Origin of the sequence: Psychromonas arctica, from assembly GCF_036697365.1 — a bacterium.
In the GTDB taxonomy this organism is placed as follows: domain Bacteria; phylum Pseudomonadota; class Gammaproteobacteria; order Enterobacterales; family Psychromonadaceae; genus Psychromonas; species Psychromonas arctica_A.
In genome coordinates this window covers 17180-31202 of the sequence record NZ_JBAHZA010000018.1, presented here as the reverse complement: position 1 = coordinate 31202, position 14023 = coordinate 17180, and the positions used below count along the sequence as shown (strand labels likewise).

Below are 14023 nucleotides of genomic sequence, written 5' to 3'. Positions count from 1 at the left end.
ATGAGTTACCAACCACTATTAATGAGTTATGAGCAAGCAGCTCAATTACGCCAATATGTTAATACAAACTCCTTAATCGGCCTGTCTATTAAAGAAGAAATCGATGCACTGGAAGCGTACATGCCAATTGGTATTGAGATTCCAGGGCACGGTGAAGCTGGCGGTTACGAGCATAACCGTCATAAGCAAAATTACATCCATTTAGATCTAGCTGGACGCCTATATCTTATTACTGAAGATAAGCGTTATTTAGATTATGCAACCACTATGCTGGTTGAGTATGCAAAGGTTTATAAACATCGCGAATTAAACATTAGCCGAGATTCAAACAAACCGGGTCGTTTATTCCATCAAACGCTGAATGAAAATATGTGGATGTTATATTCCTCATGCGCTTACTCCTGTATTCGCCACCAATTAACTGAACAGCAACAACAGTTGATTGAAAATGATTTGTTCAAAGTCATGCTTGAGATGTTTGTTGAAACTTATGCTGAGAATTTTGACATTATCCATAATCACGGTTTATGGTCAGTAGCAAGTGCTGGTATTTGTGCATATGCAATTAACGACCAAGCAACCGTTGATAAAGCTATTTATGGATTAAAAGGAGATAGTGTTTCTGGTGGCTTTATTGCCCAATTAACACAACTCTTCTCGCCAGATGGCTACTACATGGAAGGCCCTTATTACCACCGCTTTTCACTGCGCCCTATTTTCTTATTTGCTGAAACTATTGAACGTCGCCAGCCAGAGATTGGTATTTACCAATTAAAAGATGAAGTTATCAAAACCACTGCTTATGCGGTTATGTCAACGGCTTTCCCAAATGGTACCTTACCTGCATTAAATGATTCATCGCGTACCATGGACATCAAAGATCTTGGTATTTTACTAGCAACAAATATCTGTTTCGATCGTTACGAAAAGAATGAAACATTATTAGCGATGGCAAAGCATCAAGGTCATGTATGGGTCCATAATACTGGCGCAACATTATCTAATGCATTACAAGATAATACTGAAGTTCCTAACTTTAATTGGGGTAGCCTAAGTCTAAGTGATGGTGCTGAAGGAGAGTGTGGCGGTGTTACTATTTTGCGCCACCGAGATGCACAAGCTGATGATAGTATGGCGCTACTCTGGTATGGCCAACACGGCAGTGATGCAAAACTTCACTCTGCATTAGATCATGGCCATTTTGATGGGTTACACCTAAGCCTATTCAACAATAACCAAGAATTTATTAATGATTATGGTTATGGCCGTTGGGTAAACATAGAGCCTAAATTTGGCGGTCGTTATATTCCTGAGAATAAAAGCTACTGTAAACAAACAATTGCGCATAACACGGTAGTGATTGACCAAACGAGCCAAAATCAAGGTAGTACGGCAATTGCCCAACAACATTTTGGTGAACAACACTTTACCTTAATGGATAATGACTCATTGCAGGCTATGAGTGCTTATGCTCGTGACTATTACCCGGGAGTTGACCAGCAACGTACTGTTATTATGGCTGAGCTTGAAGGCTTTGAAAAACCTCTGATTATTGATTTATTCCGCATGATCAGTGACGAAGAGCACAGCTACGATTATCCAGTTCATTACAACGGTCAGATAATTCGTACTGATTTTGATTATGAAGCAAACAAAAGCCTCAATACACTAGGTGATGCATTTGGTTATCAACACTTATGGAACCTTGGCCAAGGTAAAATAGAGAAATCTTCTTTAACAACTTGGTTGATGGGTAATACTTATTATTCATTAATTAGTAGTGCCAACGAAAACAGTGAGTTTATCTTCGCTCGTACTGGAGCTAATGACCCTGATTTCAACTTACGCAATGAACCAATGTTTATCCTTCGTCAGAAAGCTGCTAATCATTTATTTGCTAATGTTTATGAAACACACGGTTATTTTAACGAAGCCGTTGAAGCAAGCCTAAATGCACGTGGATTGGTAGAGTCTGTAGAAGTACTTCACAGCGATGATAATGTATCAGTAGTAATGATTCATTTAAGTAATGAGAAACAACTAACAGTATGTGTAAATAATCAGGTTGGTGTGACTGCTGAAACAAAATCTAACGTGGCTATTAATGGTGATCAAATCACTTGGACTGGCCCAGTAGCTATTCTTTAATAAAGAAGCTAACAAAAAGCCGCGTTAAGCATTAACTTAGCGCGGCTTTTTCGTTTATTTGTTAAGAAAAATTAATTACTCGTTGGTAAACGGTGATTGGTTGTACTTAACAAACGTTTATTTGCTTCACGCGCTTTTTCTGCATCACCAGCCATTATCGCAGAATAGATTGCTCTATGTTCACCGATACATGTCCCACCCTTCTCTGATGAGTGACTAATAAAGCTTTTAAACATAGTACATAACACATTAGCAAAAGGCAGATAAAAGCTATTGCCCGTTGATAGAAAAACTAACCGATGGAATTCCATATCGACTTCCATCCATTTCTCGGCATCAAAGTTTTTAGACACATAATCCATTTGCTGGAAAGTAGCGGATAACAATATGCGTTGCTGTGCTGTTGCATTCTGAGCAGCTAAAGCGGCAGCTTCAGGCTCAATCGCTTTACGCAATGCAAGGAATTCTTGATATACGAATGCATTATCACCGAGGTCGATGACCCAATCTAGTAATTGAGCGTCTAAGAAATTCCAGTTATCACGGCTTTTAACGCGAGTTCCGACTTTCGGCTTAGACTCTAACAGCCCTTTCGAGGTTAACAGTTTAATTGCTTCACGTAAGGCAGTACGGCTAACACTAAACTGTTCGCATAATACCATTTCACTAGGAATAATTTCATTCTGAGCAACGTCACCAGATAATATTTTTCTTGCAATTTCACGTGCCACTTGGACATGTAAACTACGCTTGGAACCAGAAATTTGTATGAATGGGTTATGCATAATGTCTCTTCAAGTATATAAATCAATCGTTATTATATGATAATTAAAAGGCCTTAGATACAAACAACTAACAGCTCAATTCACAATCACTTATCTAACTGATTTTAAATTATAAAATATTTTTTTATAGAGAGCTAACAAAGCTTTTTTGAATTCAAAACCGGTTTTAATAAGATAGAGATCATATAAAAACAAAAAAACCAGCTCGAAGGCTGGTTTTTAAAGGTAGCTGTATGATAGCTATTTATCCATATGAACATCCATTTGCGGATAAGGGATTTCTATGCCAGCTTCATCAAGAGCATTTTTAATCGACTCCATTAATTCAAAACGAATAGGCCAATAATCTGGACCATTTACCCATGGACGAACCACTAAGTTAACACTTGAATCCGCTAGTTCTGCAACAGCGATAGTAGGCTCAGGTTTTGGTAGAATGCCTTTAGTATTATTCAACACTGACTCTAGAACTGCTTTAGTCTGAGCTAAGTCAGCGTTGTAACTTACCCCAATAATTAAATCGATACGACGAGTTGGTTTACGAGAGTAGTTAATGATGTTGCCACCTAAAATCGCAGAGTTAGGTACAACAACGAACTTATTATCAGGACTAGTTAGTGTCGTAGAGAAAATTTGCACAGACTCAACTACACCGGCAGTTCCTGCAGCTTCAATATATTCACCCGCTTTAAATGGACGTAATGCGATAATTAAAATCCCTGAAGCAAAGTTAGAAAGTGAACCTTGTAACGCTAAACCTACCGCTAAACCAGCCGCACCAATGATTGCAACAAACGATGTGGTCTCAACACCTAATTTACTCAGCGAGGCGATGATAACAAAGGCGACAATCACGTAACGCACCATACGTGTAACAAAGTCGACTATGGTGCTATCAAAACCGCGTTTACCTAAAATTTTATGTAATGTGCCCGCAACAAAACGCGCCACCATCATCCCTATAACCAAGGTACAGATAGCAAAAATAATATTTAGCGCATAACCAATAATCAGGTCCTGATTATCAGCGAACCATGTGACACTGTTACTGAGTATATCCATATTTTTCTCGATAGCTTCGGCAACAGAATTTACCGCTCCATTTTCTTCTGACATTCTCTCACTCCTTATATTAGCTTTGTGTTAGCTGTTTATAAAAAAACTGCCATTGGCTTTTAAAATGTTGTGTTGGTTTTTGTTTGAATTGAGATCGTACAAACTGACTCATTCTCCCTTCTACATAAGACAATAACAAATTAGCTAACACTCCTTCATCTGTATTGAATTTTTGCCCATCAGAAGTCGGCCTCTCACGTAGAGTTTGCTTTAATTGTGTTTCTAATTTAGAAAAAACATGCTCTATACGCAATTGTAATCGCTCATTTTCCCCCACCAAAGCATCGCCACTTAAAATACGTGTAATACCAGGATTTCTTTCAGAAAAGCCTAATAGGAAATGGATAATATGTTCAACACGAACAAAGGTATCTTTTTGTTGTTCTTTGATTAGGTTGATCTGTGTAAAAACAGTGGTTTCTGTAAAATCGATTAACCCTTCAAACATACGAGCTTTACTTGGAAAGTGTCTGTATAAAGCGGCTTCTGATACACCCACTTCAGCAGCCAATTTAGCTGTCGTAATACGTTGCCCGGGTTTTCCTTCTAACATAATCGCTAAAGCACTTAAGATATCATCCTTTCTATTGGCTTTTTTATTATTATTTTTTGCAACCATCTTAATAACTTCCTTTGTTATCGTTTTTGTATTCCTGAGTCCGCAAAGCTGGTCTCCAGTTGTTATACCTCTCGCATTGAAAAGCGTAGTGTGCACTTCACTTATCTATACAAAAGATATTAATTTAAAATAAATAGCTATAAAAACTAAATAGGTATTATCAGTCACTAACTAGCAACCAGATATTACCTTTAATTTATGTCATGTGTATGATCTTAAGAGTGTTGTTGATACTCTTTTGCAATAATTGTGAGCAGTTGTTTTGCGACTTCTTTTTTACTCGTTAAACCGATATCAAAACGTTTGTTTTTAGCAAAAACAGTTAATGCATTATTATCGCTATTAAACCCCTGAGTACCAACAGACACATCATTTGCAGCTATTAGATCAAGGTTTTTACGTTCAAGCTTACCTTTTGCATAGGCCTCAACATCATTGGTTTCAGCTGCAAACCCGACACAAAAAGGTCGATCAGAAGCACTTGCCACATCAGCAATAATATCTGGGTTTTTTACTAAAGTTAATGTAATTGAGTCCGTATCTGTTTGTTTCTTCATCTTTTCAGTATGAACATTCTCAGTACGGTAATCAGCCACAGCAGCACAAGCAATAAAGATATCTGTGGTTGCTAATGAAGCTAATGCCACTTGATGCATATCCCTTGCACTTTTAACGTCAATACGGTTAATTTCTGGCGGCAATGTTAAATTAACCGGCCCAGCAATAACAGTCACTGTTGCCCCCATATTAAGAGCAGCATTGGCCAACGAGAAGCCCATTTTGCCTGAGCTATGATTACTAATATAACGTACAGGATCAATAGCTTCTTGTGTAGGACCAGCAGTAATCACCACATTGACATCTGCTAACGTTTGATCTTTAGGCGCAAAAAAATCACAACAGTACGTTACTAAATCAGGCACATCTAATAATCGACCAGGACCAATATCACCACATGCTTGAATGCCCTGACCAGGTCCCCAAATGAATACACCACGTTCAGCTAAAACACTTAAATTATCTTGTGTTGCGGGTGCTAAATACATTTGTTGATTCATCGCAGGTGCAATCGCAATTGGAGAAGGAGTTGCTAAACATAATGTAGTTAATAACTCATCCGCCATTCCAGCTCGTAAGCGCGCAATAACATTAGCCGTTGCTGGAGCAATTAAAATTAAATCAGCCCACTTAGCTAATTCAATATGCCCCATTCCAGCTTCTGCTTGAGGGTCTAAAAGATCATCATAAATAACATGCCCAGAAACGGCTTGCATAGTTAAAGGCGTAATAAACTGCTTTGCTGAAGCCGTCATCACAATACGTACTTCAGCACCTTGATCCATTAAACGACGTGTTAACTCTGCGCTTTTGTATGCAGCAATACCGCCGCAAACACCCAATAATATCTTTTTCCCAGTAAGGGGTAATATTGATGACATAAGGCTCTCGGAAATGTAAATAAAACAAAGAAACTAACAATACCATAAAAAGGTTACGCAATATGCACAAGATAAACTAGATTTAATACTCTATATTTTGATTAAGGAGGTCGGCTTTGGCATCAATAAAGCAATGGCCAAAACAGGAAAGGCCAAGAGAAAAACTAATCCAACAAGGCGCAGGTAGCCTAACTGATAGTGAATTATTAGCCATTTTCTTACGCACTGGATGTCAAGGTGTGGATGTGGTCACATTATCTCGACAGCTATTGACCGATTTCGGCTCCTTGCGATCGCTTTTTTCTGCCTGCGAAAGTGAGTTTTGTACTCACAGAGGCTTAGGACAAGCCAAATATGTGCAACTACAAGCAGTTTTAGAAATGTCACGGCGCTATTTACAAGAACCTTTAATGAAAGGAGACCCATTAACCAGTGCTGCACAAACACAACAGTTCTTAAGTGCAAAAATGCGAGACTATCCTTATGAAGTATTTGCAGGTTTATTATTAGATAGCCAACACCGCGTTATTCGCTTCCATGAATTTTTCTTCGGCACAATTAATAGTGCAAGTGTTCACCCAAGAGTAATAGTACAAAAAGTATTACAGGAAAATGCAGCGGCGATAATTCTTGTCCATAATCATCCTTCTGGTGATCCAACGGCGAGTCAATCCGATAAAAATATTACTGAAAAACTTGTGAATACACTGCAATTAATTGATGTTAAAATATTAGACCATTTCATCATTGGTGATGGAAAATACACCTCATTTGCCGAAAAAGGGTGGATTTAGGGCATTTATTTTCACATTTGTTGATCTTTTAATCTTAATGATGTATAAAATGCGCCCTCGACGCCTTTGGCGACGGCTAAAAAAGGTGTTCGACTATTTTGCTCGAGTAAAACTAATATTTTTGGAGAATTTCGACATGTCTAGAGTATGTCAAGTTACAGGCAAGCGTCCAGCTGTTGGTAACAATGTATCACACGCAAAGAACCGTACACGACGTCGTTTCTTACCTAACCTACAAACACACCGTTTTTGGGTTGAGAGTGAGAACCGTTTTGTTAAATTACGCCTATCTACTAAAGGTATGCGCATCATCGACAAAAAAGGTATTGATTCAGTTTTAACTGATATCCGTGCTAATGGCGTTAAAGTTTAAGGAGCTTAAAAATGCGTGATAAAATTCGTTTAAATTCAAGCGCTGGTACTGGTCATTTTTATACTACTGATAAGAATAAAAAGAACATGCCTGAAAAGTTTGAGATCAAAAAGTTTGATCCTGTAGTACGTAAACACGTTATCTACAAAGAAGGCAAAATCAAGTAATTTTGATTTAACCTTGAAAAAACCCAGTTTATACTGGGTTTTTTTATACCTGAAGAAAAAGGAATATTTATGCGCTTATCCAAAAAAGGTTGGAACAATATACTTATCTTTGGCGTATTACTTATTATCTTCATCTTTAACTTTCGTCAACAACTACACTTTTCAAATTCCACACCACAGCATCCGGTTATCTCACCAGACCTAACGATTGTTGAAATACAAACACCAGATTTCATAATGACTCGAACAGGCCGTGAATGGAAAAGAGAGCCTAGTATTAACCTTTCTAATGAAAACCTGCAAACTATTGTCAATAACTGGCAAACACTTCCGTTAGCGGTCTTAGATATCCAATCTTTGCCCTCTTCCGACTTTATCTTAAAGTTTTTTGTAATCGAACAACAGCAACCTATTATTGTGCAACTACATCAACTGCAGGATGGCCAATATATTTTACAAGTTAATGAAGATACTTTTTTAACTTTACCCATTGAGAAACTAACTTCACTTATTGGCAGATAATCATTCCACCAGCCAACCTTTGCTAAAAAACACGGTTAACTAATTAAGTCTAGTAAGCTATTGTTGTCATGATTACTTATTAAATAAATGATGAGAGAAACATGCCAGAGTTACCAGAGGTAGAAACCAGTCGTCGTGGTATTAGCCCACATATCGTCAAGCAAACGATCAAAAAAATAATACTACGCCACCATCAATTACGTTGGCCAATACCAAAAGAGCTACCGTCGTTATTGGAAAAGCAAACACTATTAACCATTGATCGCCGCGCTAAATATCTATTATTACGCTTTGAAATAGGTACTCTATTAATTCATTTAGGTATGTCGGGAAATTTACGCATTTGCGAATTAGGAACAGCCCCGCAAAAGCATGATCATGTTGATTTTGAATTTGAAAATTGCCTGTTACGTTACACAGACCCTAGACGCTTTGGGGCTATTTTGTGGTTAGGAAAAGAGCCTGAAGAAAGCCCTTTATTAAGTATATTAGGACCTGAGCCTCTTTCTGATGAATTCACCGCTGCATTACTCTATGAGTTAGGCAAAAATAGAAAACTACCCGTTAAGCAGTTCATTATGGAACAAAAGGTAGTGACGGGAGTAGGCAACATTTATGCAACGGAAGCTTTATTTAAAGCGGGTATCAGCCCTGTAAGAGCAGCCAACAATATCAGCTTAAAACGTTATCAGATTTTAGTTGAAGCAATTAAAGAAATACTAACCGAAGCGATTAAACAAGGCGGAACAACCCTTAAAGACTTTGTAGGTGGCGACGGTAAACCCGGTTACTTCCAACAAACCTTACATGTTTATGGAAAAACAGGTGAACTATGTCCAAGCTGCGAAACCCCATTAACCTCGGTTAAGTTAGCAGCACGTAATAGTGTGTACTGCGCCAACTGCCAACGTTAATTAAAATGATTAGTCATAACTCCAATAAAAAAGCCTAGTGACGACTCAGTCACTAGGCTTTTATTTGATAATGAGCTATTTACAAACTATTTCTATCAATTCTCACCAGTAAAAGTATTAGTTCTGATAAACCATTTCCCCTGCAGGCTGGTACTCTTCAACCTTAAGTGGTGAGTGTGACTCTAGGTATTCTTTTAATACTTCTGCATCCACAAAGCCTGTATTTACAAAACCTGGGTGTGCAGTAATATTTGGGTATCCATCACCACCAGCGGCATTAAAGCTTGGGATAGAGAAACGGTATTTCTCTGTTAAATCAAGATTTTTACCATTGATTTTAACCTTGCTAACGGCCGTTTTACCCACACTCATACTAATACCGTAAAATTGAGCATAAGCTCCGGTATCTACTGGTTTAGTCGCCACAGCATTAAGGTACTCAAGAACCTCTTTACCACTCATATCAACATAAGTTAGTTGATTAGCAAAAGGTTGTACCTTCAACACATCCTTATAAGTAATCGTACCTGCTTCAATTGAGTCACGTACGCCACCAGAGTTAACGACACCAAAGTCTGCTTTAGCACGTTCTTTTTGCGCCTTAGCCACTAAACGACCTAGATTAGTTTGTTGGAAACGAACCATATTACGATCCCCTTCTAACTTAGCATTACTCTCTGCGACTTTATTACCTAACTCTGCTTGGCCATTTTCTTGGAAAGGCGTTAAGAAGGCTAATAAACTAGGATCTTGTTCTATTTTATCTTCTACTAATACACGCTTTGATTCACCGTTTACTTTCACTTTCTTAACTAAATTAACAGGAATAAGACGATAATTAACCAGTGTTAACACACCATTTTTAAATTGGTAATCAGCACGTCCTACGTATTTACCCCATTCATGCGCTTGCATAATGTAAGTGCCGTTTTGTTTATCAGGTACACAGTCATCACCCGGTTTAAACTCGGTATCAACTACATTAGGGCCTTCCATACAAACCGGCTCCTGTGAATGACCTCCAACGATCATATCTAAGGCGCCCTCTGGTAGTGCACGAGCCAATGTCACATCACCGGGTGCATTCACACCGTAAAATGCATTTTGGTAATGCCCCATATGCGTTACTGCAAAAATAAGATCTGGATGTTCACTTTTCTCGACTTCAGCAATGACTTTTCTCGCTTCAGTCGTCGGGTCTTTAAAATCAATACCGGCAACATATTCAGGGTTACCCACTTTCGCGGTATCTTCCGTGGTTAAACCTATCACTGCAGTTTTTACTCCACCTAAATTAAACATTTGATAAGGTTGAAATAAACGAGTATTAGTTTTTTTATCATAGATATTCGCTGATAGTAATGGGAAGTTTGCCCACTCTTCCTGTTGTTTTAAAATCGCCAATGGATTATCGAACTCATGGTTACCGATCGCCATCGCATCGTAACCAATCAAACTCATACCTTTAAAATCTGGCTCTGCATTTTGTAAATCAGACTCAGGCACACCAGTATTAATATCGCCGCCAGATAATAGTAAGACACTACCACCAGCCTCTTCTACTTCACTTCTAATACTATCGATTAATGTCTTACGCGCAGCCATACCATATTCACCATAACGGTTTTGCCAAAATCGACCGTGATGGTCATTAGTATGAAGCACTGTAATGTTGTAAATTTTATCCTTTTCCCATGTTTTATCGGCAATGATGCTGCAACCCAATAAAGAAAGGCTAAGTGCAGTGAGTAAGAGTTTTTTTGTCATTGTTCTCATTATTATTCCTATGGCATGACTTTAAAAATGGCGTGTTGTTTTTATTATTTTTTATTAAATGCTTGCTGGACACATTCCGGTGCCAATAAGCTAATATCGCCTTGATGCTTAAACACCTCTTTAACGATGGTTGAAGAAATAAAAGCAGTGCGAGCGTGAGCGGGTAATAAAATAGTTTCTAGTTGAGGATATAAGGTGAAATTAACTTGCGAGAGTTGAATTTCGTAATCAGCATCAGTACCACCACGGATACCACGAATAAGCGCTTCAGCTTGATGTTGCTTAGCAAATTCAGCTAATAAACCACTGAATGGAATAATTTCAATTCCTTCAATATGTTGTGTCGCCTCTTTTAATAAAGCACAACGCTCTTCAAGATTAAAAAAAGGATTTTTACTGTCATTCATCGCAACAGCAACAATCACTTTTTCAGCTAAACAACTAGCTCTTGAAATAAGATCAAGGTGCCCATTAGTAACGGGATCAAAAGACCCTGGAAAAACAACTGTTTTCATTAATATCTCGCTTATTCTAATTCGATTAATGTTTCGGAGAATTGTGCTTGATGATCTACTTGCCAGTAAAAGGTAAACCAAGGCTCAGATCCGGTTTCTCTAAAGCGTGCTTTAGGGAACTCAATGGAGACACTATTATCATCTAGCTTATAAATAGACGTATCAACCTCAACGTCACTACTTAACCAAATACATACTAATGCGATGAAAGGATATAAAAAAAATAATTTGAACATAGTTTTGTGCTCTTTAAATCGAAACTCATTGTTTCGTTAGATTGTTGGTCCATCAACGCTAATATAAAATGAAATAAGCCTTGCTCAAGGCAGTATCCACCGATATCAGCACTGTATTTTCAAATTTTTGCAGCAAGAAATCAGCTAATTCGACAAATTAATCATCGGTTATTTACTTCTCCTTTGCTTTTTAACCATGAAATGCGATTATAGAGGGCTAAAAATATTTGACTAGGATAAGGTATGAAAAATCTTTATTTATCGTTAATTGTCCTGTGTTTTTCAAGTTTATTGGTTGGTTGCGGTATGAAAGGGCCTCTCTATCAAGAAGCACCACAACAACAAGAAACTAAAACACAACAAAATAACGTGACAGAAACAACAACAGATGCCTTAAATAATTAACAATAAGTATGCTCAAAGGCAGTGATAACAAATTGAACAAAAAAGGATTTAACATTGGATCATTTTAATTACCATAGCGATGGCCGTTTATTAGTTGAAGATACTGCAATTGAAGATATCGTCAAGAAATCTGGAACGCCTGCATACGTTTATTCTCGTGCGACTATTGAACGTCACTGGAATGCCTTTGATCAAGCGGCAGGCGATCACCCTCACCTCATCTGTTATGCAGTAAAAGCAAATTCAAATTTAGGTGTATTAAACCTAATGGCACGCTTAGGTTCAGGTTTTGATATTGTATCTGTTGGTGAGTTACTACGTGTAATTCAAGCTGGCGGTGATCCGAAGAAAGTAGTTTTCTCAGGTGTAGGTAAAACCGAGATTGAAATATCTACTGCGCTACAAGCTGGTATTTACTGTTTCAATGTGGAATCTATTTCAGAGTTATACCGTATCAATGAAGTCGCTGGATGCTTAAAAACCAAAGCACCTATCTCTATTCGTATTAATCCTAATATTGATGCAGGTACCCACCCATATATTTCTACTGGATTAAAAGAAAATAAATTCGGTATCGAAATAGAGCAAGCGCTAACCGTATTTGGCCTAGCGAATGAACTACCATTTTTAGATGTGAAAGGTGTTGATTGCCATATCGGTTCTCAATTAACTGAAATCGAGCCGTTCATTGAGGCCTTAGATAAACTATTAATGTTGATTGATGACCTAGCAACACAAGGTATCGATATTAAACATTTAGATTTAGGTGGCGGTTTAGGTGTTCCATATGATGGTGAAACACCACCAGAGCCAGCACAATACATGCAAGCATTAATTGCCCGTATGAATGGTCGTAAGTTAAAACTTATCTTCGAACCTGGCCGAGCAATTATGGCTAATGCGGGTATTTTAGTTACTAAAGTAGAATTCTTAAAACTTAATGATTACAAGAATTTTGCTATTGTTGATGCGGCAATGAATGATTTGATTCGCCCTGCTTTATACAGTGCATGGCAAAATATTATTCCAACTAATAATAAACTTGATGACCCTGAAAAACGCCCAACACGTGTTTACGATATCGTAGGTCCAATATGTGAAACGGGTGACTTCTTAGGCAAAGAACGTTCACTGGCTATTGCTGAGGGTGATTACTTAGCGGTACGTAGTGCTGGTGCTTACGGCTCTACAATGAGTTCAAACTATAACTCTCGTTGTCGCCCTGCAGAGATCATGGTTGATGGTGATAAAGCGTTTGTTGTACGCCAACGTGAAAAACATATCGACTTATGGCGCGGTGAGCACGTTTTACCTTAGTTACAGATTAAGCCAATACTTTAGGGAAGGAGACTTCCCTATTATGAAGGTAAGAAATGAATATTGAGTTTTCTAAAATGCATGGCTTGGGTAATGATTTTATGGTCATTAACAATGTTACGCAGAATGTATTTTTGTCTAAAGAAACGATCGCTAAGCTAGCAGACCGTAACTTTGGTATTGGTTTTGATCAATTGTTAATGGTTGAACCACCTTATGATCCAGATCTAGACTTCCATTATCGTATATTTAATGCTGATGGCAGCGAAGTTGAACAATGCGGCAACGGCGCACGCTGTTTTGCACGTTTTGTAAAACTGAAAGGCTTAACCCAAAAACGTGTCATTAACGTTAGTACGGCAAAAGGTAAAATTCAGCTTAAAATAGAGCAGGATGGCAATATCATTGTGGATATGGGTAAACCTGTTTTAGAGCCAGCGAAGGTTCCTTTTGAGGCTCAAAAAGAGGAAAAAACTTACATTCTACGCGTTGCTGATCACACCGTATTATGTGGTGTTGTTTCTATGGGTAACCCTCATTGTGTTGTGTTAGTTGATGATATTGATAATGCTCCTGTAGAAACTTTAGGGCCGTTGCTAGAAGTGCATGAACGATTCCCTAATAAAGTGAATGTAGGCTTTATGCAGGTTGTCGACCGTGGTTTTGCTAAATTACGAGTTTGGGAACGCGGTGTAGGTGAAACACTAGCCTGTGGTACTGGTGCATGTGCAGCAGCAGTAGTAGGTCAATTACAAAATAAATTAGATACACATTGTCGAATCGAGTTACCAGGCGGCGAATTACGCTTTTTCTGGCAACCAGGTCAAAGCGTTCGTATGAGCGGTCCTGCAGATTTTGTATTTGATGGACAAATTCAAATATAGAGCTTGCTTAAGT

At 38.2% G+C, this 14023-nt stretch carries 16 protein-coding genes; 9 read left to right on the top strand and 7 right to left on the bottom strand.

The window, feature by feature from the left end; translation table 11 throughout:
• Window positions 1-2148 carry a heparinase II/III domain-containing protein gene (locus V5290_RS15595; RefSeq protein WP_333387850.1) on the top strand — a complete coding sequence of 716 codons (2148 nt, stop codon included), beginning with the start codon at window positions 1-3 and terminating at the stop codon, window positions 2146-2148.
• Window positions 2149-2219: 71 nt separating this feature from the next.
• Here the strand turns inward: V5290_RS15595 and V5290_RS15590 are convergent, their stop codons facing one another.
• The 4 genes from V5290_RS15590 to coaBC form a co-directional block, all read right to left on the bottom strand.
• Entirely contained in the window at window positions 2220-2933 is a 714-nt protein-coding gene (locus V5290_RS15590; protein ID WP_333387845.1) for a FadR/GntR family transcriptional regulator, read from the bottom strand.
• 240 nt (window positions 2934-3173) lie between these two features.
• Window positions 3174-4049, bottom strand: a complete 876-nt coding sequence (locus tag V5290_RS15585) for a mechanosensitive ion channel domain-containing protein (RefSeq protein WP_416351620.1) — start codon at window positions 4047-4049, stop codon at window positions 3174-3176.
• Window positions 4050-4065: 16 nt separating this feature from the next.
• Window positions 4066-4668: a nucleoid occlusion factor SlmA gene (gene slmA, locus V5290_RS15580; RefSeq protein WP_333387843.1), complete on the bottom strand. Its 603-nt coding sequence runs from the start codon at window positions 4666-4668 to the stop codon at window positions 4066-4068.
• Between the two features lie 215 nt (window positions 4669-4883).
• Complete coding sequence (coaBC, locus tag V5290_RS15575; RefSeq protein WP_333387840.1) at window positions 4884-6107, bottom strand: bifunctional phosphopantothenoylcysteine decarboxylase/phosphopantothenate--cysteine ligase CoaBC; 1224 nt, start codon at window positions 6105-6107, stop codon at window positions 4884-4886.
• A 116-nt stretch (window positions 6108-6223) separates the two neighbouring features.
• Between coaBC and radC the strand changes: the two genes are divergently transcribed.
• From radC to mutM, 5 genes are all read left to right on the top strand, one after another.
• Window positions 6224-6901, top strand: a complete 678-nt coding sequence (radC, locus tag V5290_RS15570; protein ID WP_333387837.1) for a RadC family protein — start codon at window positions 6224-6226, stop codon at window positions 6899-6901.
• Window positions 6902-7037: 136 nt separating this feature from the next.
• Window positions 7038-7274 (top strand): 50S ribosomal protein L28, encoded by a 237-nt coding sequence (rpmB, locus tag V5290_RS15565; RefSeq protein ID WP_113820089.1) that lies wholly within the window; start codon window positions 7038-7040, stop codon window positions 7272-7274.
• Window positions 7275-7285: 11 nt separating this feature from the next.
• Complete coding sequence (rpmG, locus tag V5290_RS15560) at window positions 7286-7441, top strand: 50S ribosomal protein L33 (RefSeq protein WP_025562982.1); 156 nt, start codon at window positions 7286-7288, stop codon at window positions 7439-7441.
• Window positions 7442-7510: 69 nt separating this feature from the next.
• Window positions 7511-7963: a hypothetical protein gene (locus V5290_RS15555; RefSeq protein ID WP_333387833.1), complete on the top strand. Its 453-nt coding sequence runs from the start codon at window positions 7511-7513 to the stop codon at window positions 7961-7963.
• A gap of 101 nt (window positions 7964-8064) precedes the next feature.
• Window positions 8065-8877, top strand: coding sequence for a bifunctional DNA-formamidopyrimidine glycosylase/DNA-(apurinic or apyrimidinic site) lyase (mutM, locus tag V5290_RS15550; RefSeq protein WP_333387831.1), 813 nt, complete (start codon window positions 8065-8067; stop codon window positions 8875-8877).
• A 117-nt stretch (window positions 8878-8994) separates the two neighbouring features.
• Here mutM and ushA read toward each other — a convergent pair whose 3' ends face one another.
• From ushA to V5290_RS15535, 3 genes are read right to left on the bottom strand one after another with little or no spacing between them, the layout of a single operon-like run.
• The gene (gene ushA / locus V5290_RS15545) at window positions 8995-10644 is read right to left on the bottom strand and encodes a bifunctional UDP-sugar hydrolase/5'-nucleotidase UshA (protein WP_333387890.1); all 1650 of its coding nucleotides are present in this window, start codon (window positions 10642-10644) and stop codon (window positions 8995-8997) included.
• 53 nt (window positions 10645-10697) lie between these two features.
• Complete coding sequence (gene coaD / locus V5290_RS15540; protein ID WP_333387827.1) at window positions 10698-11168, bottom strand: pantetheine-phosphate adenylyltransferase; 471 nt, start codon at window positions 11166-11168, stop codon at window positions 10698-10700.
• Between the two features lie 11 nt (window positions 11169-11179).
• Complete coding sequence (locus V5290_RS15535) at window positions 11180-11404, bottom strand: hypothetical protein (protein WP_333387824.1); 225 nt, start codon at window positions 11402-11404, stop codon at window positions 11180-11182.
• Window positions 11405-11647: 243 nt separating this feature from the next.
• Here V5290_RS15535 and lptM point away from each other — a divergent pair, with 243 nt between their 5' ends.
• Genes lptM through dapF form a run of 3 tightly spaced genes read left to right on the top strand, consistent with a single transcriptional unit; the run spans window position 11648 to window position 14010 of the window.
• Complete coding sequence (gene lptM / locus V5290_RS15530) at window positions 11648-11809, top strand: LPS translocon maturation chaperone LptM (RefSeq protein ID WP_333387821.1); 162 nt, start codon at window positions 11648-11650, stop codon at window positions 11807-11809.
• A gap of 54 nt (window positions 11810-11863) precedes the next feature.
• Window positions 11864-13126, top strand: coding sequence for a diaminopimelate decarboxylase (gene lysA, locus V5290_RS15525; RefSeq protein WP_333387819.1), 1263 nt, complete (start codon window positions 11864-11866; stop codon window positions 13124-13126).
• 56 nt (window positions 13127-13182) lie between these two features.
• Window positions 13183-14010 (top strand): diaminopimelate epimerase, encoded by an 828-nt coding sequence (gene dapF / locus V5290_RS15520; protein WP_290041502.1) that lies wholly within the window; start codon window positions 13183-13185, stop codon window positions 14008-14010.
• Window positions 14011-14023 lie beyond the last annotated feature (13 nt).

Excerpts from the sequence above, each read along its gene's own strand:
- rpmG (WP_025562982.1), top strand. The coding sequence starts at position 7,286 with ATGCGTGATAAAATTCGTTTAAATTCAAGCGCTGGTACTGGTCATTTT.
- V5290_RS15555 (WP_333387833.1), top strand. The coding sequence starts at position 7,511 with ATGCGCTTATCCAAAAAAGGTTGGAACAATATACTTATCTTTGGCGTA.
- slmA (WP_333387843.1), bottom strand. The coding sequence starts at position 4,668 with ATGGTTGCAAAAAATAATAATAAAAAAGCCAATAGAAAGGATGATATC.
- coaBC (WP_333387840.1), bottom strand. The coding sequence starts at position 6,107 with ATGTCATCAATATTACCCCTTACTGGGAAAAAGATATTATTGGGTGTT.
- V5290_RS15590 (WP_333387845.1), bottom strand. The coding sequence starts at position 2,933 with ATGCATAACCCATTCATACAAATTTCTGGTTCCAAGCGTAGTTTACAT.
- dapF (WP_290041502.1), top strand. The coding sequence starts at position 13,183 with ATGAATATTGAGTTTTCTAAAATGCATGGCTTGGGTAATGATTTTATG.
- lptM (WP_333387821.1), top strand. The coding sequence starts at position 11,648 with ATGAAAAATCTTTATTTATCGTTAATTGTCCTGTGTTTTTCAAGTTTA.
- V5290_RS15535 (WP_333387824.1), bottom strand. The coding sequence starts at position 11,404 with ATGTTCAAATTATTTTTTTTATATCCTTTCATCGCATTAGTATGTATT.
- ushA (WP_333387890.1), bottom strand. The coding sequence starts at position 10,644 with ATGACAAAAAAACTCTTACTCACTGCACTTAGCCTTTCTTTATTGGGT.
- mutM (WP_333387831.1), top strand. The coding sequence starts at position 8,065 with ATGCCAGAGTTACCAGAGGTAGAAACCAGTCGTCGTGGTATTAGCCCA.
- V5290_RS15585 (WP_416351620.1), bottom strand. The coding sequence starts at position 4,049 with ATGTCAGAAGAAAATGGAGCGGTAAATTCTGTTGCCGAAGCTATCGAG.
- V5290_RS15595 (WP_333387850.1), top strand. The coding sequence starts at position 1 with ATGAGTTACCAACCACTATTAATGAGTTATGAGCAAGCAGCTCAATTA.
- rpmB (WP_113820089.1), top strand. The coding sequence starts at position 7,038 with ATGTCTAGAGTATGTCAAGTTACAGGCAAGCGTCCAGCTGTTGGTAAC.
- coaD (WP_333387827.1), bottom strand. The coding sequence starts at position 11,168 with ATGAAAACAGTTGTTTTTCCAGGGTCTTTTGATCCCGTTACTAATGGG.